The organism is Candidatus Zixiibacteriota bacterium, assembly GCA_036480375.1.
In the GTDB taxonomy this organism is placed as follows: domain Bacteria; phylum Zixibacteria; class MSB-5A5; order GN15; family JAAZOE01; genus JAZGGI01.
This window is the reverse complement of the sequence record JAZGGI010000021.1, coordinates 33,368-58,428: the sequence shown is the minus strand read 5'-3', so window position 1 is coordinate 58,428 and position 25,061 is coordinate 33,368. Positions and strand designations below refer to the sequence as shown.

Annotated in this window: 22 protein-coding genes and 1 tRNA gene; 7 read left to right on the top strand and 16 right to left on the bottom strand. The window is 44.9% G+C overall.

The window, feature by feature from the left end:
- Positions 1-4 precede the first annotated feature (4 nt).
- The 12 genes from menB to V3V99_05215 all read right to left on the bottom strand — a co-directional run bounded on the left by menB (position 5) and on the right by V3V99_05215 (position 16,336).
- On the bottom strand, positions 5-868 hold the full coding sequence (gene menB / locus V3V99_05270; GenBank protein ID MEE9442059.1) for a 1,4-dihydroxy-2-naphthoyl-CoA synthase: 864 nt from the start codon (positions 866-868) through the stop codon (positions 5-7).
- Entirely contained in the window at positions 858-1,664 is an 807-nt protein-coding gene (menH, locus tag V3V99_05265; GenBank protein ID MEE9442058.1) for a 2-succinyl-6-hydroxy-2,4-cyclohexadiene-1-carboxylate synthase, read from the bottom strand. Before menH ends, menB begins: the two co-directional genes overlap by 11 nt.
- Positions 1,661-3,430, bottom strand: a complete 1,770-nt coding sequence (gene menD, locus V3V99_05260; protein ID MEE9442057.1) for a 2-succinyl-5-enolpyruvyl-6-hydroxy-3-cyclohexene-1-carboxylic-acid synthase — start codon at positions 3,428-3,430, stop codon at positions 1,661-1,663. Before menD ends, menH begins: the two co-directional genes overlap by 4 nt.
- Positions 3,427-4,791: an isochorismate synthase gene (locus V3V99_05255; GenBank protein MEE9442056.1), complete on the bottom strand. Its 1,365-nt coding sequence runs from the start codon at positions 4,789-4,791 to the stop codon at positions 3,427-3,429. Before V3V99_05255 ends, menD begins: the two co-directional genes overlap by 4 nt.
- A gap of 2 nt (positions 4,792-4,793) precedes the next feature.
- The gene (gene aroF / locus V3V99_05250) at positions 4,794-5,780 is read right to left on the bottom strand and encodes a 3-deoxy-7-phosphoheptulonate synthase (protein MEE9442055.1); all 987 of its coding nucleotides are present in this window, start codon (positions 5,778-5,780) and stop codon (positions 4,794-4,796) included.
- A 146-nt stretch (positions 5,781-5,926) separates the two neighbouring features.
- Positions 5,927-6,505 carry a flavodoxin family protein gene (locus V3V99_05245; GenBank protein ID MEE9442054.1) on the bottom strand — a complete coding sequence of 193 codons (579 nt, stop codon included), beginning with the start codon at positions 6,503-6,505 and terminating at the stop codon, positions 5,927-5,929.
- Positions 6,498-8,381: an ABC-F family ATP-binding cassette domain-containing protein gene (locus tag V3V99_05240; GenBank protein MEE9442053.1), complete on the bottom strand. Its 1,884-nt coding sequence runs from the start codon at positions 8,379-8,381 to the stop codon at positions 6,498-6,500. Before V3V99_05240 ends, V3V99_05245 begins: the two co-directional genes overlap by 8 nt.
- Positions 8,382-8,387: 6 nt before the next feature.
- A complete protein-coding gene (locus V3V99_05235) occupies positions 8,388-10,478 on the bottom strand; it encodes a BatA domain-containing protein (protein MEE9442052.1) in 2,091 nt (696 codons plus the stop codon).
- 25 nt (positions 10,479-10,503) lie between these two features.
- Positions 10,504-12,432 (bottom strand): tetratricopeptide repeat protein, encoded by a 1,929-nt coding sequence (locus tag V3V99_05230; GenBank protein ID MEE9442051.1) that lies wholly within the window; start codon positions 12,430-12,432, stop codon positions 10,504-10,506.
- A gap of 85 nt (positions 12,433-12,517) precedes the next feature.
- A complete protein-coding gene (locus V3V99_05225) occupies positions 12,518-13,228 on the bottom strand; it encodes a 2-phosphosulfolactate phosphatase (GenBank protein ID MEE9442050.1) in 711 nt (236 codons plus the stop codon).
- An 8-nt stretch (positions 13,229-13,236) separates the two neighbouring features.
- Positions 13,237-14,337 (bottom strand): glycine cleavage system aminomethyltransferase GcvT, encoded by a 1,101-nt coding sequence (gene gcvT, locus V3V99_05220; GenBank protein ID MEE9442049.1) that lies wholly within the window; start codon positions 14,335-14,337, stop codon positions 13,237-13,239.
- Positions 14,338-14,407: 70 nt separating this feature from the next.
- Positions 14,408-16,336 carry an aconitate hydratase gene (locus V3V99_05215; GenBank protein ID MEE9442048.1) on the bottom strand — a complete coding sequence of 643 codons (1,929 nt, stop codon included), beginning with the start codon at positions 16,334-16,336 and terminating at the stop codon, positions 14,408-14,410.
- A gap of 112 nt (positions 16,337-16,448) precedes the next feature.
- On the opposite strand from V3V99_05215, the gene ispE reads away from it, so the two are divergent.
- The 5 genes from ispE (at position 16,449) to V3V99_05190 (ending at position 19,543) form a co-directional block, all read left to right on the top strand.
- On the top strand, positions 16,449-17,393 hold the full coding sequence (gene ispE, locus V3V99_05210) for a 4-(cytidine 5'-diphospho)-2-C-methyl-D-erythritol kinase (GenBank protein ID MEE9442047.1): 945 nt from the start codon (positions 16,449-16,451) through the stop codon (positions 17,391-17,393).
- A 25-nt stretch (positions 17,394-17,418) separates the two neighbouring features.
- Entirely contained in the window at positions 17,419-17,694 is a 276-nt protein-coding gene (locus tag V3V99_05205; protein ID MEE9442046.1) for a SpoVG family protein, read from the top strand.
- A gap of 10 nt (positions 17,695-17,704) precedes the next feature.
- Positions 17,705-17,779 (top strand) — tRNA-Gln (locus V3V99_05200).
- 92 nt (positions 17,780-17,871) lie between these two features.
- On the top strand, positions 17,872-18,816 hold the full coding sequence (locus V3V99_05195; protein MEE9442045.1) for a ribose-phosphate pyrophosphokinase: 945 nt from the start codon (positions 17,872-17,874) through the stop codon (positions 18,814-18,816).
- Positions 18,817-18,847: 31 nt separating this feature from the next.
- Positions 18,848-19,543: a 50S ribosomal protein L25/general stress protein Ctc gene (locus V3V99_05190; GenBank protein ID MEE9442044.1), complete on the top strand. Its 696-nt coding sequence runs from the start codon at positions 18,848-18,850 to the stop codon at positions 19,541-19,543.
- 104 nt (positions 19,544-19,647) lie between these two features.
- Here V3V99_05190 and V3V99_05185 read toward each other — a convergent pair whose 3' ends face one another.
- Positions 19,648-20,142, bottom strand: coding sequence for a GNAT family N-acetyltransferase (locus V3V99_05185; GenBank protein ID MEE9442043.1), 495 nt, complete (start codon positions 20,140-20,142; stop codon positions 19,648-19,650).
- 40 nt (positions 20,143-20,182) lie between these two features.
- Positions 20,183-20,725, bottom strand: a complete 543-nt coding sequence (locus V3V99_05180; GenBank protein MEE9442042.1) for a metal-dependent hydrolase — start codon at positions 20,723-20,725, stop codon at positions 20,183-20,185.
- Positions 20,726-20,869: 144 nt separating this feature from the next.
- Between V3V99_05180 and V3V99_05175 the strand changes: the two genes are divergently transcribed.
- On the top strand, positions 20,870-21,508 hold the full coding sequence (locus V3V99_05175) for a helix-turn-helix domain-containing protein (protein MEE9442041.1): 639 nt from the start codon (positions 20,870-20,872) through the stop codon (positions 21,506-21,508).
- On the top strand, positions 21,505-22,545 hold the full coding sequence (locus V3V99_05170) for a hypothetical protein (GenBank protein MEE9442040.1): 1,041 nt from the start codon (positions 21,505-21,507) through the stop codon (positions 22,543-22,545). Before V3V99_05175 ends, V3V99_05170 begins: the two co-directional genes overlap by 4 nt.
- A 368-nt stretch (positions 22,546-22,913) precedes the next feature.
- On the opposite strand, the gene V3V99_05165 is transcribed toward V3V99_05170, so the two are convergent.
- Complete coding sequence (locus tag V3V99_05165; protein ID MEE9442039.1) at positions 22,914-23,498, bottom strand: hypothetical protein; 585 nt, start codon at positions 23,496-23,498, stop codon at positions 22,914-22,916.
- On the bottom strand, positions 23,498-24,877 hold the full coding sequence (locus tag V3V99_05160; GenBank protein ID MEE9442038.1) for an HD domain-containing protein: 1,380 nt from the start codon (positions 24,875-24,877) through the stop codon (positions 23,498-23,500). Before V3V99_05160 ends, V3V99_05165 begins: the two co-directional genes overlap by 1 nt.
- Between the last annotated feature and the right edge of the window lie 184 nt (positions 24,878-25,061).

The following is a 25,061-nucleotide window of genomic DNA, read 5'->3' as shown; positions in this document are numbered from 1 at the left end:
CATCCTACGGTTTTCTTGGAAATTTGGAAAAGTCCGGTTTCCGTTTTTCGTTAAAAGCATTGCGACCTTCCTGACCCTCCTCGGTCATATAGAAAAGCATGGTCGCGTTTCCGGCCAGTTCCTGAAGTCCCGCCTGACCGTCGCAGTCGGCATTGAGAGCCGCCTTAAGGCAGCGAATAGCCATGGGGCTGTTGGCCAGAATTTCCTTGCACCATTTGACTGTTTCTTCCTCCAGTTTATCATACGGCACGACGCTATTGACCAGTCCCATTTCCAGAGCCTGCTGGGCATCATACTGGCGACAGAGAAACCATATTTCCCGGGCTTTTTTCTGACCGACAATACGGGCCATGTAGCTGGCTCCATATCCGCCGTCGAAAGATCCGACTTTAGGACCGGTCTGGCCGAATTGGGCGTTGTCGGCGGCAATCGTCAGATCGCATATGAGATGCAGGACATGTCCTCCGCCGATAGCGTATCCCGCCACCATCGCGATGACCGGTTTGGGGAGGGTGCGAATCTGCCGTTGAAAATCGAGGACGTTAAGGCGGTGAACGCCCTCATCATCGACATATCCGGCGTCGCCCCGAATTTTTTGATCGCCTCCGGAACAAAAAGCGTCTTTGCCTTCGCCGGTCAGGATGACCACCCCGATATCGCTGTCGTCGCGGGCGTCGGCCATCGCCTGGGACATCTCGAATACCGTCAGGGGTCTGAAGGCGTTGCGCACACCGGGACGATTGATGGTTATTTTTGCGATCCCTTCGGCTTTGTGATAAAAGATATCTTTATATTCTCCGGCTTTTTGCCATTTGACTTCTGACACGGTAATCTCCTTTTGTGTTGTGTATCGAGAACTACAAGATATACGATGCGAGGAAAGATTTCAAGACCGTCATGAAATCTTTATGATTTTCGAGATGGACAATATGTCCCGCGTTGGGGATAATTTCAAGGCGCGAATTAGCCAAACCGGCGTGCATTTTCTTGCCGATATGGCAATATTTTTGATCCTTTTCACCAGCAATGATGAGAATCGGTTTTGTCCACTGGTTTAGATTACTCCATTGCGATGGTTGGGTGCCGGGGGACAATTTGACAATAACTTCCGCTAAAGCCTGAGGATCATTTGACGATTTTTTATTTATAATTTTTTCTTTGAGGTCGGGAAAGTCATTCAGATAATCAAATACCGGCATCCGATACCATTCGGTCAGGAAGGACCGCATATCGGTTGATTTCATTTTGGCCGAATCTTTTTCATCACGCATAAGACGAGTTTTTCGTTCTTCTTCATCCTCAATTCCGGGAGACGATGATTCGAGGACGAGAGCTTTGAATGTATCAGGATATTTCAGGGCGGTATATAAGGCGATTCTCCCTCCCATCGAATAACCGACGAGAATCGATTCTTTGGTAAATTGGGTGTTAACAAAATTGTGTAGTCCATCTGCCAGATTTTCAAACTTCAGATATTCCAAATCGGCCCTGGTTTGACCATGACCGGGTAAATCGATTGCGACGCAGAAAAAATCATTGTCCAGATTCGCGATTGTATTTCGCCAGATATTGGCGTTGCCCATAAAGCCGTGCAGAAATAAAATTGGCTGTTTATCGGATTTACCGGATGTAACAAAATTCCAATTTTTTATTAATTCTGTCATGCTGATAATTCTGAATTAGTTATTTTCTGCCTGATTATTTCACGGATATGTTCATGCTTTTTATAATTGTCCCGACGATCGATTGTGATTTCGATCATGCCGAATTTATTATCGCTTTTCAATTCATGATAGGCGCTTCCGAATTCGGTTATGGATTTTGGGTTGTAATAAGGCAATCCGTACATGCCGGCGGTCGATTCAAAGGATATATTCTGCGGTGCCGCGAAATACTTCTCAAAGATTTCATCATACTCGGCAATCGGAAGAAAATGAAAGATTCCTCCGCCGTTGTTATTTATAATTATTACAATGACGGGATTGGCTGATTCGCTTATTATTTTTAGTGAAGTCAAATCATGCATGCAGGCCAGATCGCCTATTATCAGAGTCGTTGGACGATTGCACCCTTTGGCGAATCCGCAGGCCGAAGAAATGACGCCATCGATTCCACTGACGCCTCGATTACATCCAACGGTGACACCTTTTCGGGTAACCGGAACAAAGCTATCGGCATCGCGGACGGGCATACTGCTGGACAAAAAGAGAGCGTCCCGGGCCGGGATTAAATCACTGATTTCTTTGTAAATCGTTATTTCATTGAGGCAGTCGCCGCGTGCGTATTCTTCGAGACCGGTACGGCATAAATATTCCAATCGCAGCCATCTATCCAGAAAGGTCTTTTCTTCGTTTGGCTGAAGTAATGAGTCAAGTTGCCTCATTGCTTCGTCTTCCTGTAAATGAATAGTATGGGTATGGATATGATCGGGATCAATAATGTTGTCATGGCTCTGAATCTTGATTATCGGAATGCCTTTGATTAAATTCAAAAACTGATTGAGTCTTTTTGAAGTTGGCAGTCCTCCGACCTGAATGATGCCTTCCGGTTTGAGTTTTTCGGTCAAGTTGTCAATATCGATGTAAAGGTCATATAAACCCACCGGGTAACCGGCGATTTCCTGAGACGTAAACCGGAACTGCGAGAGAATATCGGTTATAATCGGCCAGCGGAGTTTTTGCGATAATTTGCCTATTGACGTCGCCTTACGATGTCTCGTTTCCGGCCCGGCAATGATGAGGCCGTTCCGACATCCTTCAATAAGTAACTGCGCGTCATCAATACCGACTTGATTATCATTTTCAATAACCGATTCATTGCGGAGTTTTTCCTGATACCAGTTGTCCGTCTGATGACATAATTTATCTTCGTCAAATTTCTCGACAACCGGCGCCAATGGTTCTCTAAAGCGAAGGTTCAGATGAACCGGACCGGCGATTGTATTACTTTTATCCCAGGTTTTCTTTATCGCATTGTCTAATTTATTAAGTGTCTCTTCTGCATTAAAAGAAGCATCCGGCGCGGGAAACGTTACTGAACACGCGTACTCGCCATACAGATCAAACTGATTTATGGTTTGATTGGCGCCGCGTCCCTGCAATTCCTCCGGGCGGTCGGCGGTGAGAACAAATAGCGGCAGGCGTGATTGATAAGCTTCTATAATCGCCGGGAAATAATTGGCGGCGGCTGTCCCGGAGGTGCATATCAATCCAGCGGCGCGCCCGAATGAACGAGCATAACCGACCGCGAAGTAAGCGGCGGCCCGTTCATCAATTATTATTTTGGTAGACACATTGGGATGCTCAGATGAGGCCGTAACGAGAGGCGCGGACCTTGATCCCGGTGAAATTATAAAAAGCTCAACCCCTTCATTGACCAGATGATCAATAACCAAATGAGCCTGAAAAACATTTATATTCGGAATTTTCAAATCTTTACATCGGTTCGCGCGATTAAAGAATTCATCACATTCTTACTTTCGGTTTCCCGCCACTCACCATCCGGATTGGAACCCTCGACAATTCCCGATCCAACATATACATGTGCACGTTCGCCTTCGATCGCCATCGATCTGATACCGACCATGATTTCGGATTCGTGCTTTCCCCAATAACCGATCGGCCCGGCGTACCACCCTCGGTCAAACGGCTCCAGTTGTGAAATCATATCGGCGGCAACTTCCCGCGGCGTTCCTCCCACGGCGGGCGTGGGGGGAAGAGTCTCAATGATTTTTCGGTCGCCGACATCATTTTTCAATTGACCTGTAATTCGCGCTAATAAATGCTGAATGCGAGATAGCTTTAATACTTTTGGAGGATCTATTTTTATCGGATGATTGCAAAGCGCGGCAAGGCTTTTTTCAACCCCATCGATTACTGCCTGATGTTCACGTTGGAGTTTGGCATCATCGAATAAGAGTCTTTCGAGTTTTGCGTCGTCTTCCGCGGTTTCTCCACGATCGACAGTTGATGAAAGCGCATCGACAGAAATTTTTTCGTTTTCCCTGCGGTAGAGTCTTTCCGGCGAAATGGAGATAAACGATTTACCATTTTTACCCTGATAGAGCATGGCGTAATTATTTTTCTGGTTGTTGTCGAGCGAAATCAACAGGTCAAACGGGTTTATCGGAGAAACGGCTCGATAGTCGATCCGGCGGGACATGACGATTTTTTTCAAATCACCGGCGTTAATAGCGTTCAGGCATTTTGAAATAATTCGGTTCCATGCCTCCTTATCCGGCAGGTATTGGTTATGCTCCAAGTCAGGTACATTATCCGAATGCGACGATTTTTCCGTCGCAGACAAATCTTCATAATTTTTTCCATACTTATTTAGTTCTTCCGGCTCGATCTTAGAATCAATCACCATGCAGTATTGCATCACATATTTATTATCCAGCCGCCGGATCATGATTTCAGGCACGAAACACAATCCATCGGGAAATTCATCCCAGACGTCATCCTTTTTTTTGGATTTTGTAAATCGTAATGCAATCAAGAAGAATAAATTATCCTGAGGTGACAGCTTTAATATCTCTTCGGCCTTTTCGGGTGAAGCGGAAAACGCCGCCCTAAATGCTCCCAGTTCGTTTCGATTATCTCTGGTTCGAAAGTAAAACTTTTCGCCCCGTCCGAAATCCTTGAGCCGCGCCCGAATATCCAAAGGGGAAATTTCTTTTTCTATAATGAACGGCAGGGGTTGATTAATTGAAATCGAGAGCTCTTTGACCTGAGCGAAAATTTCCGAAGCGTTTTCGCCCTGTTTGTTGGTGAATGTTATTTTATCGGACATGACTAAAATTTGGCCGGATTACGCCGCCGGGATTTATGGACAATTTCGTAGCCGAGACTGGCGAGGTCATCGAGAAGATTATTAAAATCGGTAAACGTCATCGATTGCGCGCCGTCGGATAGGGCATCTTTTGGATTATTATGAACTTCGACCATAATACCGTCGGCTCCCGCCGCCAGAGCCGCTTTGACCAGGGGCGGAACCAATTTTCTATCGCCCGCGGCATGCGAAGCATCCGCGATGACCGGTAGTCCGCTTAATTGACGGGCGATGGGAATAGCCAGAACATCGAGAGTAAAGCGGGTACGTTTTTCGAAAGTGCGAATTCCCCGCTCACATAGGATTATTCGTTCATTGCCTCCTTTGCGGATATAGTCAGCGGCATGAAGCCATTCATCTATCGTCGCCGCCATGCCGCGCTTGAATAAAATCGTTTTATCGACCGCGCCCAGGGCTGTCAACAGAGTATAGTTGAACATATTCCGCGAACCGACCTGAATGATATCGGCGTATTGATACACCTCATCCAATTGAGACCTGTCCATCAACTCCGTGACGACTTTCATATTATATTTCGCGGCCGCTTCCGATAGAATTTTCAAACCGACTTTGCCCAGCCCCTGAAATGAACTGCTCTGCGTCCGGGGCTTGAACGCGCCACCACGCAAATATCTCACTCCCAATCCTGACAAAAATCCCGCGATCTCATCAATCTGACTTTCCGATTCAACCGAACAGGGTCCGGCGATAATAATCTTACCACGCTTGATTTCATTAAACAGAGTTACGTCATCGGCCGCTTTTTTTAATATTAATTTCCCCTTGCCCGAAATTTGGTCGAGTCGTTTTCGCAGATCATCGTCGACATGGCCGAAAATTCTGATAACAATTTTATCTCGGCTGATGACTTCGTAATCAAGAGGTTGTTCAGATAACTCGGCTACAAATTTATTATAATTGTCATCTTTGCTGTCAAAACTGTATATCATTTCACTCTCCGCCGCCGGTTTTCACTTGAATCCGCCGAGGCCGCCTTCAATAAGATAAGTATCGCGCCGGTTAAAGCCCGAAAACGATAACTTTTCAATATATATTTTTGTAAATCTAAATCAAGTCCCCAAATCAACCTTTCCGCCTAATCATCACGGCATATTTTCTGGCCTGTCTCAAATGCTTCTTTCATAACTTTTTTATCTTTCTTGACTGAGCCCTTTTCGAATCCCGAATGAGAATAGGAAATCAATCCGAATCGTTCAACATTGGCCCAGACAAAAAAGCCCCCGACAACTTTTCGAGCCGGTTCGAATTTTTCCCGCTTGCCGCCGACGAGAATAATTATACCTTTCCGTCGTTTTTCTATCCGGGGAATAATCAATTCCGGCGATTCGGGCCGATAATGTCTGAAACAATTAGAACGATCTATAAACAGTTTTGTCTGGGCCGAGACCGAATCAAAATATATCGGGGAACCGATGACGATTGCATCGCACCAGTCGAATGCTTTATAAACTTCATCCATGCCGTCATTGAAAAAGCAATATCCGTCGTCGGGAGATTCGCCGCAAGCCTGGCAGGGCATTATGTCCAGTTCATTGAGATAGATATATTTCGTTTTGGCTCCCGCCGCTTTACCTCCTTTTAGTACTTCCCTGACCAATAATTCGGTTGATGAGCCGATAACGGGCGACCCGGATATGCCCAGAATTTTAGTCAAGAGGCGGTTCCTTTTCCATTTGCTCTTTTTCCAGATACCATGAAAGGATTTGCTCTTCCAATTCCCGGCGGGCGGCATGATTTTCGTTAAGTTTTTGCCAGTCAGCCTTATCGATAAGAATCTCTTCTTTCTCCAAATCAGTCAGGCGAGCCTCGCCGTCCGCAATCATTTCCCCCAGTCGGGCCAGTTTTTTCATATATCTCGATTTCCGGCGGCCTCTTTCTTTGAATTCTTCGTAAGCGGCTTTTTTCTCGACAGAAACTGTTTTGCCTGTGACATTCCCGGGGCCGGATTTTTCTACATAGTAACTGTAATTACCAAGGTACTTGCGCATGTACCCGGCTGAAATCTCAAAGATATGGTTAATGACATTATCGAGAAAATAACGGTCGTGGCTGACGACAATAAGAGTTCCGTTATACTCTTTAAGGCCTTCTTCGAGCGCTTCAATCGAGACAATATCAAGATGATTGGTCGGCTCGTCAAATATCAAAAGATTGGCGGGATGATATAAGATTTTGGCGAGAGACAGCTTTGTTTTTTCGCCCCCGGAAAGCTGAAAAACTCTTTTAAAAACACCCTCTCCTATAAATCCAAAGCGCGCCAGAAATGAGCGGAGCCTCCCCGATTCGGCCAGCGGGTCGATTTCCCACAATTCAGAAAGAACGTCGTTTTGAAGATTGAGATCGGAAAGCTCCTGGTCGAAATAGGCGATATCGACATTGCCTCCAATCGTAATCTCGCCCGCAATCGGTTCCAGAAACCCGCCGAGAGTTTTCAAAAGAGATGTTTTACCGCACCCGTTAGGGCCGATAATCCCCACCCTATCTCCCCGGGTAAGTTCAAACTCAATCTCATCGACGAGGGGGACATTATCGTAACCGATAACCATGTCATCGACTTTGACAACCTGCCGGAATGAACGCCCGCCGTCAAGAATCTTAAATGTCGGTCGTGTATTTTCCCGATGCGGCTTTTCCAGCCTTTTCATGCGGGCCAAGTACTTTTGCCGCGACTGCGCTTGTTTGGTTTTTTGCCCCGCCATATTCCGGCGGATAAAATCCTCGATGCGAACAATTTCTTCTCGCTGATGACGGTAATGATGCTCGGCCAGCTTCAATTTTTTTTCGCGTTCTTCAAGATAATCATCGAAGCGGCAATGATACGGATCCAGCTTGCCCTGCGACAGTTCGGCGATTTTTTCGGCGGTGTTTTGAAGGAAACGGCGATCATGCGAGATTATCAGAAAGGCTGATTTTGATCCTGAAATATAATTTTCGAGCCAGATAGTGGCGTTGATATCAAGGTGATTGGTTGGCTCGTCCAAAAGCAATAAATCGTAACCACCGAGCAATACCGCCGCGACTTGCGCTCGATTTCGTTCGCCACCGGAAAAAATCGCCAACCTGCGACTCATCTGCATACGATTAAAACCGATTCCCTCGAGAACAATTTTGGCTTCGGTCTCAAAGCGATACCCTCCCATCTCTTCATATTCCTGAGTCAGGATATGATATTCGCTCAGAATCTCTTCGGATGGATTTTCTCTGGAGATTTGAACTTCGAGGGATATTAGTTGCAGCCGGATGTCATTGATTTTGGGATAGGCCAGAAAGCAAAAATCATATAGTGATAATTCCAATTCCTCATGCAATTCCTGGGCCACATAACCGACGGTGGTACCTTTCTTGAAATCGACCGTGCCCGAATCCGGCCGCATGATTCCGGAAATGATATTGAAAAGAGTGGTTTTGCCGGTCCCGTTATTTCCGACCAGCCCGATTTTTTGGCCTTCCTGAATCGCCAGAGAAGCGTTTTCGACGATGATCTGAGAATCAAAACGCTTCGAGATATTTGATAATGAAGCAAGCAGCATTTTATATTAATCGTCTGAGGTTAAAGGCGCCCCGCGATCCCGAGCGACGAGCATTTCCAAAGCCAAAAGAATAAGCGCAGCGGCAATAAAAAACTGCCATAATTCCCGCCCGAATCTTTTTTCGGAGAGAAATCCGGCGACTGATGTCTCCGAAGGCATACGAGACGCTCCGGAAAACCGCGATTCCATTTCATCCCAATCGGTAGTATAGAAATCACCTTCTTCGGAATCAATATTAACGGCAAAGCGGTCGCTTTCAATGGTTCCGTTCATAATTCGATACAATCCCGCACGGCGAACAGGGTCGCAATTCAAGCGGCGCGTATCGTCACGAAATTCCATAGAGACAGTGCGGCGGGAATTGTCGGGACCGATCAATATATATTCATTGGCGATATTGAATCCTCGGCGCAAAACTCGAACCGGAGCGTCACCGGCATTTATATTCTCCGTATGCGCCGAAAAATCGGATGATAAAAATTCGCAGGAGCGCACCAAAAACGGAACAAACAAAGGATGCAATGAGATATCTGAAATATCCGGTGAGATATCACAGCCCAAATAGAGAACACGCCCGCGACCGAACGGCGCGGCCGCAATCGCCGGAGAGCCATCCGAATATCGGGCTATCAAACTCACTTCGGCATCATCCTGAAGTCGCGATTTCGGCAATGCATACGATCTAAAACTAAGAGACTGGGGATCGATTTTATCTTTCAATATCTGCAGAATAGGATGCTCGAAATTAAAATCTGTAATAGTAAAATGTCCCGCCCTTGAGAAATTAACCGGGAACGACGAGGTTAACTTCACGCCTGTCATTTCTTCAAAATGCATGGCATAATGAGCCGAATCCGACTTTTGCCCGATGTTCAACATCAATCCTCCGCCCCGGCGAACAAAATCTTTGAGGCGATTGACATCGCTTCGGGGAAGCGTTTCGTAATCGGAGAGTATAACAACATCAAAATCCCGTAAGCGAGCGGTTTGAAAATTATTATATCCGATTTCCGAAACCGACCAGTGCCTTCTCAATTTTTCATCCGGGGCCAGTGCCAGTTTAAATAGCTGCCGATCGATATCGTCCTGCCCGACCAGCAGAATGTTGAATTGCTCCGGGATATAAAAACTAAAATAGTGACGGTTATCGGCCAATAGGTCATCATCGGATAATTCAACATATCCGGAGTGATAGCCCGGAGTGGCGACCGATATTTCAAAATCAACCGGTGCCGAAACACCAGGCCGCAGTCGAATATCTTCCTGAGCGATGCGTTCATCATCAAGATACAGCGAAACGAGAATATTATCATCGCCTTCGGTCGAGTATGATTTAACCGTCGAGGAAATAGGGAATTCGGTTCCTATTTCAATTAACTGATTACCGAAGCCGACCTCCAGAATACTGCAGTTCGATATCTCTCGAATCGGCAACTCGACCCAAAAAGTCTTTCCATTAAATTCAGCGATTTGCTCATCATTAGCAAAAGATATTTCCTGCAAATCACTCAGAATATATATCTCATGATTTAAATTCAGTCGTTCGCCCAGTAATTCAATTGCGTTTGAATAGCTGGTCAATAAATCGGCGCGAATATCAGTCAGCGAAATTTTATCCGGAATCTGAGCGGATTGCCCGGGATTGCCAAAAATATTTTCCCCTTGGGGATCGGCATAATCTCCGGTTGTCGCCAAAATGGCGACTTCATCGGCCTGGCCCAGTTGCCCCAAAATTTCCTGCGCCCTTTTCACCACCAGGTCAAAAAGGATTCCGTCCCGCACCGATAATCCCATCGAGGCCGAATTGTCAATTATAATTACGGCCGATACCGACGCGTGTGAACCCAGATAGCCGCCTTTAGTCGCCGGTCGGGCAAAAGCCAAAACAACCGCGAGGATAATTAGTGTTCTGATTATCAAAAGAAGTAGCTGCCTGATTTTGATGGCCCGCACCTGATGCTTGCGCATCGCCTTGAGGAAAGCAATTGAGGAAAATGGTACGGTTTTGACTTTTCTCTTTGAAAAGAGATGTAGAATAAAAGGGAATAAAGCCGCCGCCGCGGCAAAAAGAATCGCTGTATTGAGAAAATTCAGCATAATTCAATCCCAGCGGACGGAGGGACTAAAACCCCCGGAACGGCTCCAAAATATAAGATCTGACTTCTTCTTCAAAATGCGGCGGCAACGGGTATTTCAGGACTCGTTGATAAAGAGCGATAGCATCTTCCCGTCGCCCATCAAGGTCGGCAATTCGACCTAATTCGCGGAGAAGGCGAGTAAAAAATATTACTCGCACCGGATGTACTTCAAAATAAAGGCCCTGGTCCAGATACGATTTGGCGACGCTGGTGGTATCATTTTCGCATAAGGCCAATCCCAGGTGCGCCTGCCCCAGCCGCAGGAGATATGCGGGCCGCGATTTTCCCATTTGATATATTTGCTCCACGGCGTCAACCGCACCGGCATAGTAATCAATGGCGGTGGCGGTATCGCCTTCGGATAACGAAATTCGACCCATCAGGATTCCCGACGACGCCCGGCTTAGTTGGGACGGGTTTTCGGTGAAATCCCGAATCAAATAGGTTTTGGCGCTGTCGATATTTGCCATCCGGAAATATGTATCGCCTTTCTTATAGAACATACTCTTGGCCGTCGAATCGGTCTCATAAACGCGGTCGTAAATTTTCAAGGCTGAATCGTATTGCCCGTCGATTAGAAGCAGATTCCCGTATGCCATCCAATTGGTAATATCATCCGCCTCGCGCGTGATAAGAAATTCATAAAGAGTTCGGGCGGTGTCATATTCACCGTCCATATACATATTCCAGGCTTCCTCGCCGATGGCATAAGTCGAATCATAAGTGGTTTCCATATGGTTCTTCAATTCCCGCAGGAATATATCCATGCCGGTGCGGTTATAGATAAATTTATCACGCTCATAAAAATAATGAAAATGTCCCGAATGAATCGTGACCGTATCCAGAAGATGATGCCAGTCGGCTTCAAGAGAATCCAGCGATATATCATACACGACAGAAAACTGCTCGCCTATATTCAAGTCGGTAGCTTTCCGGTATAGTTCAATAAAGCGGTTTAATCCGTACTTATCGACTAAATATTTCACAAAGGATGCGGCCGCCGAAACATTATTGTACCCGGGTAGTCTGAAATAATCGATTGAACGCAGCATATTGGCCAGTGGCGACAATTCGCTTTTCTTCTTTAATTCTCGGGCATAGTAATGAGCAGCATCGAAATATCCGGCTGCGCCTTCAACCAAAATAGGCGGGGAATATCCCAGATAACGATAGGTGCGGGTCAAAATCCCGGGGAAAGCGTCAATCGTATTGTAATTGTGGGAATAGAGTGTAAAACAATTAGACCGCGTCGGATCGATGGCAAAACCGCCCCGCTTATCCCACTGAACTTCTTTGAGTAAACAGGGCGCGAAGAAATAATTTACCTTGCCGGGAAAACCCTGCTCAAATATTTTTTTGAATTCCTTATATGTCGTCTCAACATATTCTCGCAACAGATTCCAGCGGACATCTCCCAGAGTCCGGGGAACATAATAAAAATCAAAATTAGCTGACGGATCGAAATTCCAGACACCGTCGGCGTGATAGTCATAATCGCAGGTTTGATCAATATCGGAAACACTATCGATTGCGAGCGGTGATATCCCCACGCGGTATACCGTATTATTCTTGCCCCGGACATCTTCGACAAAATAAATACCGCCGGCATGGCTATGAAATTTCTTGAACAGGTTTTGCGGTTGGGGACCCAACGTATAAAGCGAAAATTCACACTCATATAAACTGTCGCCACGGGAATTAGCCGTTAAATCAATCGTAAAATTCACATGAAAGCTGGTATTTTTTATGCCCTCATAGACATCAATATTCTTTTTGTATATTAATACATAGTCACCGTCACTGTTTTGTTCACGAACCGTTATTTCACATTGAATATTCCGAGCTTGGATTAGGCCTGAGAAAATTAAGATATATATGCAAAGACCGCAAATCCCAATTATACTTCGTTTCATAATACTACCTCTTTCGTATCAACGATAACTTATACGCCATAAGCGCCATATTTATCTTTAATTAATCTATTATCGCAACTCCGCATCAGGGACTTTTAATAATTTTATTTCCCGATTTAATGGGCACAAAATCATATCGGTCCAGTTCGGTGCAAAAAACCAAATCATCGCCCATTCCGATAGACTTCAGATATCGCCCATGCGTCGAATTCATGGTAACTTCCCGCCAATTAGCGCCGCAATTTTTATACGCGAGCCGGGCCAAATTGGCGGCGTCGTTACAATCGGAAAAGGTGTCGCTCATTCGCGAAACCATCATCCCGGCCGCCATCGTGTCCTCACCCGAAACGCGTCCCTCCTGTCCGGCGCAACAAATAACCGGCGGAGCAGATAACCGCGCGAGAGTGGAAACGGCAAAACTCATACAGACAAACGAACCCAACAGAACATTATCGAACTCCGAAAATCGACGAAGCAATTTGGTGCCATTGGTCGAGTTGAATATTATTTTTCGCCCGGATACTTTATCCGGAATCATTTCCTCGGGCGAGTTGCCGAAATCATAATTCTCGATTCGATAAGCGTTTCTCTCGCCCGCCATTAGTGTCGAATCTCCCAAATCCTTTTTTAAATTTTCCGCTTCCGCTATTGAGCCGGCAGGATATAGAGCTTCTGCACCGGCCGCCAGAGCCGCCGCCATTGATGTCGTGGCTCGAAAAATATCTATAATTACCACCGAGCGATTCTTATCAAGATCGTCCGGAATTTCGGCGGGCAATAAATATAATTCTATCATCGAATCAATCACTTGTTTTTCTTATAGAACGGCGGCTTAATAATATCAGCGGCAAATCTCCTGCCCCGGATTTCAATTTCAACGACATTTCCCGATTTCGAGTATTTCCGGGCGACGTATCCCATGGCAATCGGAATTCCCAGAGAAGGTGACACCGTTCCGGACGTTACCTCGCCTATCTTATCCTCGCCGTTATAAATTAAATACCCTTTTCGGGGAAACGCCTTATCTTTTAACACCATACAGACAAGTTTGCGTTTGGGCCTATTTTTTTTAACCGCCCGAAGAACATCGGCCCCGATAAATTCACCTTTATTAAGCTTGAGTATCCATCTCAACCCGGCTTCAATCGGATTAGTCGTCTGGTCAATATCATTGCCGTAGAGAACCATTTTCATTTCCAGCCGTAAACTGTCGCGGGCGCCGAGACCTATCAATTTCAAATCGTATTTTTTCCCGGCTTCGTTTACTGCATTCCAGATATCGGAAGCATATTCAGGCGGGATATAAAGTTCAAACCCGTCTTCGCCGGTATATCCCGTTCGGGAAAAGAGAATTTTATACCCGGCGATCTCACTTTCGGTTGACCAGTAATATAGCAATGTATCCAGATCAAATGATGTCAATTCCTGCAAAAGCTTTTGGGCATTCGGCCCCTGAATGGCCAGCAGAGAGTAATAATCGCTTTTGTCAATTAGCTCGACCTCACTGGCCAGGTAACTTTGGAGCCACTTAAAATCTTTTTCAATATTGACGGCATTTACGACCAGCAAATATCTATCGGGCAGGCGATAGATCAGCAAATCATCAACGATGCCGCCGTCATCGTAGGTCATACATGAATACTGAATTTGATACACATCCAACGCCGATACGTCGTTAGTGGTTATTTTCTGGAGAAAGCCAAGAGTCCCATCGCCGCTGACTTCAAATTCACCCATGTGAGTCAGGTCAAATAGTCCGACTCCGGATCGCACCGCTCTATGCTCATCTATAATCCCCGAATACTGCACCGGCATATAATAACCGGCAAAAGGCACCATTTTGGCTCCGGCTTCAATATGAAATTGGGTATAGGGGGTATTTTTGAGACTATCTATATCTACCATATCAATCTTTCATTAATATTAAGCCGAACGCGCTCGGCACGCCCGGTTATTTTGCGCTTCAATAAATCTTCTACTTACCGCCGCCTCGCGTATAATTCAGTAGTCCGCCAGCGCGAATAATCTGAATCTGCCTCGAAGTCAGTGAATAGGTAACCTGAATGTCGATTCCCTTGGTGATATTTTTGACGGTAATATCGGCGCCTGTTGAGAGAATATCGGACACCATTGGCAATTTCAAATTATCGCCCTGATCAACCTTGTCATAATCTTCCGGGTAAGCGAAGGTAAGCGGTAGAATTCCGAAATTTATCAGGTTGGCCAGATGAATACGGGCAAATGATTTAGTCAGAACCATTTTCAGCCCCAGATACATCGGCGCCAGCGCGGCATGTTCGCGGGATGAACCCTGACCGTAATTTTCGCCGCCGACAATGAATCCCCCTTTATTATCTTTGGCTCTTTTCACAAAATCGGAATCAACATAATGATAAACATATTCCGCGATTTTGGGAATATTTGAGCGCAGAGGCAGGATTTTGGTCCCGGCCGGCATAATATGATCGGTCGTAATATTGTCGCCTACTTTTAGAAGCACTTTACCGTCCAGAGTTGACAGCATCGGTTCGTTAATCGGCAGCGGAGCGATATTGGGTCCCCGCATAATCTTAACTTTTGCCGGTTCCTTTGACGGCTCGATCAAACCGGAATCATCTATCCTGATTTTCTCGGGAAGTTTTACTTTAGGATATTTTTTCAATTCACGGGGATCAGTGATATAGCCGGTAACGGCCGCGGCTACACAGGTTTCGGGGCTGGCCAGATACACCTGGGCGTCTTTGGTGCCGGAACGTCCCGGAAAATTGCGGTTGAATGAACGAATCGAAACGGCTCCGGAATTCGGCGCTTGTCCCATACCGATGCACGGTCCGCATCCCGATTCTATTATGCGGCATCCGGCCCCGATTAAATCAGCCAGGGCGTTATTTGATGCGACCGCCTCCAAGACCTGTTTTGAGCCTGGTGAAATTGTGCATGAAACTTCGGGGTGGACATGTCGACCTTTGAATAAGCTGGCCGTTATCATCAAATCGGTAAACGAAGAATTGGTACAGCTTCCAATACAAACCTGGTCAACCTTAACCCGTTTGATTGACTTCACTTTAACGACATTATCCGGTGAATGCGGCTTGGCGATCATCGGCTCTAATTTATTGAGATCGATTTTTATAATTTTGGCGTATTTGGTATCGGGATCGGCTTCCAGGGGAATCCATGATTTTACTCGTTTTTGAAGCTTGAGGAATGCTTTCGTATTTTCATCGGACGGAAAGATCGAGGTCGTGGCGCCCAATTCGGCTCCCATATTGGTAATCGTGGCACGCTGCGGAACGGTCAGATTTTTGACACCCGGACCGCCATACTCTATAATCCGGCCCAAACCGCCTCTGACCGAAAGAACCCGCAATACTTCAAGGATAATATCCTTGGCGGTCACAAACGGTTTTAACTTACCTGTCAGGTGGACTTTCAGGACTTCGGGCATTCTCAGATAAAACGATCCACCGCCCATAGCCACGGCGACATCGAGCCCGCCGGCACCCATAGCCAGCATCCCGATTCCGCCTCCGGTAGGAGTATGCGAATCGGAACCGATCAAGGTTTTGCCCGGAACTCCAAACCGTTCCAAATGAACCTGATGGCAAATACCGTTACCCGGGCGAGAGAAATATATACCGTATTTGGCTGCGACAGATTGTAAGTAATTATGGTCATCGGCGTTTTCGAATCCCGACTGGAGCATATTATGATCAATATAACTGACCGAAACTTCCGTCTGGACTTTCTTTAGCCCCAACGCCTCAAACTGCAGATAAGACATTGTCCCGGTTGCATCCTGGGTCAGGGTTTGGTCTATTTTTATGGCGATATCTTCGCCTGCTTCCATCTTTCCGCTAACGAGATGAGCCGAAATGATTTTTTCAGCCAAATTCATTCCCATTGCCGTCTCCTATCTCTTTGAAATATTCCTCACCTATAGGCAGTAATAAAACACCGAAAACCAAAGAAAGTCAACCGATTATTGCCGGGCGGCTTGAACTTTATCATTTAAAATGATATACTACAACATTATGGAGCTTAATCCCAAAACTAAGCCCGAATTTGCGGGACGAGTCAATCAGGGCGGGTCGGAAATATTTATATCCGCTCCGGCCAAGATCAATTTGTTTTTAAAGGTAACCGGCAAACGGCCTGACGGCTATCATGATATTTATTCCTGGTTTCAGGCGGTAGATCTGGCTGATCATCTACTTATCAGAAAATTGACCAAACCGGATATATTGATTGAAACCAATTGGGAATCGATTCCAATCGGTCCAAATAACCTTGTTTATAAAGCGGCGGAATTGATTCAACGCAATTTTGGACGGAATTTGGGGTTTAAGATAACGTTATTTAAACAAATTCCTGCCGGGGCTGGTTTAGGGGGCGGTTCTTCGGATGCGGCAGCATTCATTAAAGCAGCCAATAAATTGGTTAATTTGAATTTGAGCCGTCAGGAAATGGAGAAAATCGGGCTCGAAATCGGCTCTGACGTCCCCTTTTTCTTTGGCACCGGGCAGGCAGAAGTCTGCGGACGGGGCGAAAACGTCAAATCCTTTCAATTGCCAATCGATTACAAGGTTATCCTTGTGACGCCCGACTTTGAAATCCGAGCTGCCAAGGCCTATCGGATTTTGAAATTGGACTTGACAGAGCCGCTGAGGAATGTTAACTTAATATGTTGTAAAACAACGGCTGAGTTATTTGGTGTGATTTCCCAAATGGCCAATGACTTAGAAATTGAGTTGAAAAAGTTATATCCGGTATTGGGGGATATAGAAGAAAGGCTGATAAAAGCAGGCGCAAGAATTGCGAGACTTAGCGGTAGTGGTCCCACAATTTTTGGTCTTTTTGATAAAGGCGCCGTTGAGGAAGAATTCGCATTATCCTTCGTGGGGGAAGGATGGGGGTGTTTTGATGTGGACCCTCTTATCCTACCGCTTAGGGTGAGTTAACCGCATTCAGCGGGAGGAGTCAGCCGTGGAAATCACCGAGATAAGAATCACGTTACGTAACGAGGAAAAACTTAAAGGGTTCGCTAACGTGACCTTCGACAACGCCTTTGTTGTTCGGGGACTCAAGATAATTTCGGGTAACTCCGGGTATTTTGTGTCGATGCCGAGCAGGAAAAGGCCGGACGGCAGTCATCAGGATATCTGCCATCCGATTAACAATGAAACTCGCCAACAGATTGAGGAAAAAGTTTTGGAGGCTTATGAGACGGAATTAAAAGCCTCTACTGCTCAACAGGCGTAAAGAAAATTATTGGGGCGTCGTCAAGTGGTAAGACACAAGCCTTTGGAGCTTGCATTCGCAGGTTCGAATCCTGCCGCCCCAGCCAGACGACAAGTTATGAAAGGTTCACCTGTTCCGAGTCCGCGATGAACCGGGACAGGTTTTTTATCATAACCAAGGGAAAACTGACACATAGATATGCTGAATAATAAACATGTGCGAATAATTTGCGGAACGGCTAACCGGCCTTTGGGCGAAGCGATCGCTCGCAAGCTCAATGTTCCCCTGTGTGATACCGAAATAAAAAGATTTTCGGACGGCGAGATATTTGTTCAGATTAATGAAAATATTCGGGGTGCGCATGTTTTTATCGTTCAACCGACCAATCCGTCTGCCGATAACCTGTTTGAACTGTTAATGCTTATTGAGGCTTCGCGCCGGTCCTCGGCCAAAAATATTACGGCTGTGATTCCGTATTATGGATATGGTCGCGCCGATCGAAAAGAAATGCCCCGGGTGTGTATCGCCGCCAAGCTAATCGCCGATCTATTAAGCACCGCCGGAGCCGACCGTGTTATAACTATGGATTTACACGCCGCTCAAATTCAGGGTTTCTTTACGATTCCGGTTGACCACCTTTATTCGTCAATCATATTTAACGATTTCCTGCAAGAAATCCCGACTGACAATTTAGTCGTTGTCAGCCCTGATGTCGGCTCAATAAAAGTGGCCCGCGCCTTCGCCAAAACGATGCGGGCGAGCCTGGCCATAATCGATAAAAGGCGACCGGAACAAAACAAGGCAAAGGTTGTACATATCATCGGTGAAGTCGATGGCTGCGATGTCATCATCCGTGACGATATGATTGATACCGCCGGAACTCTGACTGAAGCCGCCAAGGCGCTCAAGGAAGCCGGATGCGGGAAAATATACGCCTGCGCGGCGCACGGTGTTTTATCCGGCAACGCCCTGGAAAGACTCGATAATTCGCCGATTGAAAAAGTAATTATATCCGACTCGATCGATCAGTCACAGCGACACCTATCCGATAAGTTTACGGTATTAAGCTGTGCCGAAACGTTTGCCGAGTCGATTGATAGAATTGAAACTGACGCTTCGGTATCAATGATGTTTAGAACTTAAGACACGAAAATATTTCTGGAGGTTTGAATAGATGAAAGAACTTAATCTGAAAGTTTCCAAACGGGAAAACACTGGAAAAGGTTTCAATCGCCGTCTGCGCGGTGAAGGAAACATCCCCGCGGTTATATATGGTCCGAATACGGAACCGATTTCGATTCAGGTTAATTACCGCGAACTGTATCAATTAATGCACGGCGTTCCCCTATCAACGATTATTAATCTTGAAATTGACGGAATGGACGAACCGGCTCGCAAAGTCCTCATTCGGGAATTGCAAAAGGATCCCGTTTCGGGCGAGCTTTTGCATCTTGATTTTCACAATATTTCGATGGATCAACCGATTACTATTACGATTCCCGTCATAACGGTTGGTATCCCTGAAGGCGTTAAAAACTTTGGCGGTGTCGTTCAGAATATCAGGCGTGAAATCGAAATTTCATGTTTGCCGGCCGAAATACCCGAAAAAATCGAAATTGATATTTCTCATCTGAACATCGGGGAATCAATTCACGTTTCGGATATTGAGCTTGATAAAGTGGATGTAATAACCGACGCTGTTCGCACCATCGTAACTATTAGCGCTCCGACGGTCATCAAGGAAGTTGAAGCTGCTGAAGAAGAAGAGCCTGAAGGCGAAGAAGGCGCTGAAGGCGAAGAGGGCGCTGAAGGTGAAGAAAAGAAAGAAGAAGGCGAAGAGAAGAAAGAAGAAGGCGACAAGAAGAAATAACTGTCTAACGTTGCCGCATAAATTAATCATAATAAAAACCCCGCATCAAAAGCGGGATTTTTATATATTTATTGGCGCACGAGGATGTACACCAACCACGAGTTTTAAATAATTTTCTTCATCGGCTGGTAAGGTAAGCCGGTGCCATCAAGACAGTTCATTTTTCTAATCCCGGTAGTTTTCTTATAGCCCATTTTCTGATAAAATGGAATTGCGTAAACGGTAGCCATCAACTTAATCACTTGAGAATTCTGCGAAACACACTCTTTCTCAAATCGCATAACAAGTTTCCGACCAAATCCATTCCGATGAGAATTCCCGAGCACAAACAAACTCCGCATTTTCTCTTTGCTGCCCCTCAACACTCCAACTATTTTTTTCTTGTCCTGAACCGCTACAAATACCATTGGAGCGGATATCAATTTGGCAATCTCATCCTGATGTGACTGACTTTTAGATCGAGCATTTCGAAAAGGCCCCAGAAGTTTTTGCTGTTCTTCTGGCGAGGCATAAGAAAGATTATATTTCAGAAAAGTGTCAGCGATTAATTTACCGACTGCCACAGAATCCTTTTTTTGATATTTACGAATAGTAATCATTTTTAAGTCTCCTTAATTAATTCTTGGGAACCAATAGCTATTATTTACGATTTCGGCGTGTTAATAGTTTCGCCAAAGATAGTACTATTAGCGATGGCAACCAAATCCAGAGGATCTCATTTATAATTACACGCATCCCCCATTCACTAAAAAAACTATTGATACCGATTGGAGAAACCAGTATAGGCCTGAAGGGAAAAAACCATCTTATCTGAGAAAAGGGAGACAAAAGCGCGACACCTTCTCCGCCATTGGTAAGAGCATCAAGCATACCGTGTGAGGCGGAGATTAAGAAGAAATAAATTGTCAGGATATTCCAGCGTTTTGAAAACAGTTTTGCCTCGCGGAAAAATAAAATCATCACGATAAATGCCAAAACTAACGCGAACGGTATAGAATGGAAAAAACCACGATGCCCCAGAAAATGACCGTAGGCAAATCCAAGACGAAACATTATAACATCGGCGTCGGGTATAATTGGCAGGATTATTGATATTATCCAAAACCTCTTGGGCAGGTTTTTGAGCCAGAGCATTTTCCCGGCTGCCAATCCGGTTATGGCATGAGTGAATATTGTTGGCAAATGATTTTCCTTTCTCCTTCAGCGCTGGAGAGTGAACGCCAACTGAATATTACTTTATTTCGAAAACAATGAAACAAAAATCACCATTACTCGTATAATGCATTATATTACACATACTGTGTATCTTGTAAAAGGAGTGTCATTTTGTCAAGAAAAACAGCCGAGAGGGAGATTCGCCAAAGCTATATACTGGATGCAGCGCGCGGACTTTTCGCCCAACAGGGTATCGAAAATACTTCTATGGAAGATATAGCTTCGGCGGCCGAATATACTCGGCGCACCCTGTATTCCTATTTTAAGAGCCGTGATGAAATTTGCCTTATGGTTCTCATCGAAGATAATAAAACCCGTTGGAGAGAACAGCAAAAGGCGATGGAGTTAACTCGGAGCGGTTTAGATAAAATTACGATATGGGGGAAGACCCTTTATGATTTTTCCCGGCGAAATCCCCAGTCATTATATTTGCAGCTTTACTGGGATTTAAAAGGACTCGATCCCGATTCGATTAGCGGCGAAGCATTTGAAAGTTTTGATAATTTAAACAACGAACTTGCTGAAGGCTTGCGTGGTATTTTCCAAATGGGAATTAAAGATGGTTCTTTGCGGGCTGACTTGAAAGTCGATCTTTGCATCAGTCAATTTCTTTATTCCATTAGAAGTATCATTAACAGGGCTCTGTCAACCACCTACTCATTCGCCTGCTTTGAATCGGACGAATATATAGATCATTACCTCGATATGTTTAGTCGCGGAATACGCTATACCGGAGGAACTATCAAATGAAATTCCACACAATTAATTTCCTGTCATCCTTCTCAAAGGTAATCGGACTGAAATTCTTTCAGGGATTTCTCATAACAATTACGTTTTTGATTTATCTGGCACCTTATGCTCTTGGCGATGATGAATCAAAAACTGAACTGACTCCTCCCCCAGGAAAACTAAATTACCTTTCGGAACAACGCATCATTAAATTCCCATTTGATATTTATCGCGGAGATATTCGCTTTAATTGTAAAATCAATGGCCATGATGTTCAATTTCTCCTTGATGACGGCTTCCACTGGGACCAGTTGCTATTCTGGGGCAGTCCAAAGGTAGATTCTTTGGGGTTGAAATATGAAGGCGAAATTTCGATCGGAGGATCAAAAGATGATAGTGGAATTCAATCCAGAACAGCATCAGGGATAACGGTTGGTTTTCCCGGAGTTGAACTGACCGATCAGGAGGCGATCATTACGCCTTATAGCTCTGGTAACAGTGTTATGTGGTCTGGAAGTGTTGGGCAGATCAGCGCGGGCCTATTAAAACATTTTATTGTCGATATAAATTTTGATGAAATGATGATGACACTAAGCGAGCCGGGCAAATTTGAATATGGCGGTTCGGGAGTTGCCGTTCCCTGGGAGCCGATAGGATTTGGTCCATGGTCGATCCCCGTAAATCTAAAACTTTCGGATGGCCGTGATGTATCTGTAAAAGTGCTCATGGATTTGGGATATAACGATCAATTGGAAATTGCAACCGGAAAAGAAAATAGTATAACAGTCCCCGAGAATTCTACCGCAGGGAGTCTGGGAAGAAATATTGAAGGCACCGAAACCCTGGGATATTTCGGACGCATGCCTCAAATTGAAATTGGCGGATACAAAATCAATAATGCGATTGTAGCTTATATTTCGGAAGAGCATAGTAAGAACACATTTAGTGAGGTAATGATTGGATTGGGATTACTCTCGCGCTTTAATCTGGTTTTTGACTACTATGACAAGCGTTTGTTTATCGAGCCGAATAAGAATTTTTCAGAACCGTTTGAGTAAAATTTTTACTGTAGGGGTCGCTCGCGAGCGACCCGCGATAAATATAGTTTCGTCTCAGTGGGCTCGTCGCGACGAGCCCCTACTGGCCAGTTTTGATTTTCACGATAATTGCGTGAATTTATATTAGTTATCCACAATTGCGAATTTGTAAATTCCTCCTATTTGAATATGCCTGTGAGGCTTACGGCGAATTGGGTTCGTTTTGTCCTTTTTCGTACTTCGTAAAAGCCTACTTTCCCATTAATAATTATCACTCCATCATAAAATCATTTCATTCTATAAACGTGGATGATTTCAGAAAACACAGTGGAATTGTGGAATAATTGTAAAGGTTCTTTACGAGGAATCCGCTTGAAAAAACGTATTGCTTATTTTTGAGATGGATCACCTGTCCTAGCCAACCCGATGTCAACTAGCACCTTCACGGATGCAGATAAATCGCGCGTATTGATCTCCCACCCCAGCTCTTTTGCCTTTGCTTGAATTGATTTCCTAGTCAGCGATTTCTTTTCTGCAGAAAGAATATGTTTTACCTTTGATGCAGTAGAAATGACCTTAGTATTTTCATGGTAGCCTGTAGAAATTAGTTTTGCGAAATTACTGTCGATTACAGACGCAAACTCATTGTAGTTCTTCTTAACACTTTCAGCAGCTGACCTTCCGGACGACGTAAGTTTGTAAATGTACTTGCGAACCTCAAAAGAATCTCTCACCCCGTAATCTATAGCACTAACCTTCAGTAAACCGCTACTCTCTAGAAGATCCAGTGCCTCCGAAACGTCTTGACTAAAGGGTCCATAGAAATAGGGGCTAAACTTCAATGGAAGATCGATCCGAGGCATCATCTGCTGGAGCAGGTATATGTTCTTGTGGATGTTTGTCTTGCCATGAAACGAGCCACCATTGTGCTCGATCAAGTATATTAGAAGTGCGTATACATTTGGTATATTCATTACAAATTTCCTTCAAAGTACTTTGTCAGGATTTTTTTACTCAGTTTCTCACGACTCTCTCTGGATTTCAACTTTATTTTCGGAATCCCAATGATCTGAATAAAGTGATTTTTTGCATCATCCACAATACCACCGTAAAGAGGACTTTCATTCTCTAATAGCGTCGTTGTCTTTTCACTACACTTAATACGAATTGACTGCTCATCAACAATTCCAAAGCTCTTCTGTATTAGTGGAACTTTGAGTGAATATGCCAAGACATGCGTAAATCCTGGTAAAAGAGAGAATTCCTGCTCTATAGTCGAAACCAAATCGTCATAATTACTTTTCCTGATCTCTTCAATCTTCTCAATCGCCTGAAGACTCTCTCCTCCGTCTAATTCATTGACGCGGATATTCGATATTTCCTTAAGCAACTGTCGATCTCTCAACATCGAGAAATACTTATACCCTTTGGAACCCCGCTTGCTATTGCTAAGCACAGACTGGCAAACTAACTCATCATCCCACTTAAGATATTCAGTAACATAGGCCTTCTTCTTGCTATAACTATAGACTTTCTTTAGGTCTTCATTCCCGTCAGTGATTGAAGCGCTGACTCCTTCGATAATCATTTTGTCGGTAATGTGCCTGATTCGATGCTGATAAACCTGGTGAGCGATGAAGTATTTCGCCAGTACATACTGCTCTACTGCTTGGACACCCTCACGTTTTGCGGCTAGTCGCTTCATTCTGTTTTCATCAGTCATAGTCAGAACATTAATTAATCTGTCCAAATCGAATACACCATATTTCACCCCTGTGAAGTAGCTGTCTCTCAGAAGATAGTCCATTTTGTCAGCATCGAGAGGACCTGAAACAAGATCATGCTTGAAATCCGGGGATGGCTGGTCTGTACTTAAAATAGATATTATTCTCATAGTTCTTGCCTCGCCCAATACATCTTTAATCGTACGGTCCTCAGCAATGATGCGATGTGAGATCGCTTCGTGAATCTCTTCGATATTTCCTTTCTTCTCACTCTGTGGACTCATATACTTCAGAAGATACTCCGAGATATGAGAAAAAGGGCCATGGCCGATGTCGTGCAACAAACCCGCAAGACGGATATCTTGCATTTCTGTACCCTTCAATTTTACCTCGCCAGCGTTTTCAAGATGCTCAATCATCTTTGAAGCGATATGCATCACACCAACCGAGTGGCCAAAACGATTATGCATCGCACCATGAAATCCCAGATCGGCAAGAGCTAGCTGCTTGATCCTCCTTAGTCGTTGAAAAGAAGAAGTATCCATGACCTTGAATTCAATGTCCGTTACTGGTATTAGACCATGTATCGGGTCTCGAATCTCACCGCAGATTTTCAGCTTCCCGCTCACTGCTATCTTCTCTCCTCTTAATCACGTACATAACTGAAGTAATGTAAATCACATTTTGAGTGATTTCCACTACAAAATTCATTGTGTAGGTGTCCCACCCGACAAGGACTAGGTCCTGTTGGGAAGATTCCTTTATCACATTTAATAATAGTCCATTTATACAAAATCCACAACATAAAATGTA

Bases quoted from the DNA above. Each gene is read 5' to 3' on its own strand.
- menH (MEE9442058.1), bottom strand. From the start codon at position 1,664: ATGACAGAATTAATAAAAAATTGGAATTTTGTTACATCCGGTAAATCC.
- V3V99_05170 (MEE9442040.1), top strand. From the start codon at position 21,505: ATGAAATTCCACACAATTAATTTCCTGTCATCCTTCTCAAAGGTAATC.
- V3V99_05165 (MEE9442039.1), bottom strand. From the start codon at position 23,498: ATGAATATACCAAATGTATACGCACTTCTAATATACTTGATCGAGCAC.
- V3V99_05230 (MEE9442051.1), bottom strand. From the start codon at position 12,432: ATGAAACGAAGTATAATTGGGATTTGCGGTCTTTGCATATATATCTTA.
- V3V99_05190 (MEE9442044.1), top strand. From the start codon at position 18,848: ATGAAAGAACTTAATCTGAAAGTTTCCAAACGGGAAAACACTGGAAAA.
- gcvT (MEE9442049.1), bottom strand. From the start codon at position 14,337: ATGGTAGATATAGATAGTCTCAAAAATACCCCCTATACCCAATTTCAT.
- V3V99_05255 (MEE9442056.1), bottom strand. From the start codon at position 4,791: ATGTCCGATAAAATAACATTCACCAACAAACAGGGCGAAAACGCTTCG.
- V3V99_05195 (MEE9442045.1), top strand. From the start codon at position 17,872: ATGCTGAATAATAAACATGTGCGAATAATTTGCGGAACGGCTAACCGG.
- V3V99_05235 (MEE9442052.1), bottom strand. From the start codon at position 10,478: ATGCTGAATTTTCTCAATACAGCGATTCTTTTTGCCGCGGCGGCGGCT.
- aroF (MEE9442055.1), bottom strand. From the start codon at position 5,780: ATGATATACAGTTTTGACAGCAAAGATGACAATTATAATAAATTTGTA.
- V3V99_05225 (MEE9442050.1), bottom strand. From the start codon at position 13,228: ATGATAGAATTATATTTATTGCCCGCCGAAATTCCGGACGATCTTGAT.
- V3V99_05240 (MEE9442053.1), bottom strand. From the start codon at position 8,381: ATGCTGCTTGCTTCATTATCAAATATCTCGAAGCGTTTTGATTCTCAG.
- V3V99_05185 (MEE9442043.1), bottom strand. From the start codon at position 20,142: ATGATTACTATTCGTAAATATCAAAAAAAGGATTCTGTGGCAGTCGGT.
- ispE (MEE9442047.1), top strand. From the start codon at position 16,449: ATGATATACTACAACATTATGGAGCTTAATCCCAAAACTAAGCCCGAA.
- V3V99_05215 (MEE9442048.1), bottom strand. From the start codon at position 16,336: ATGGGAATGAATTTGGCTGAAAAAATCATTTCGGCTCATCTCGTTAGC.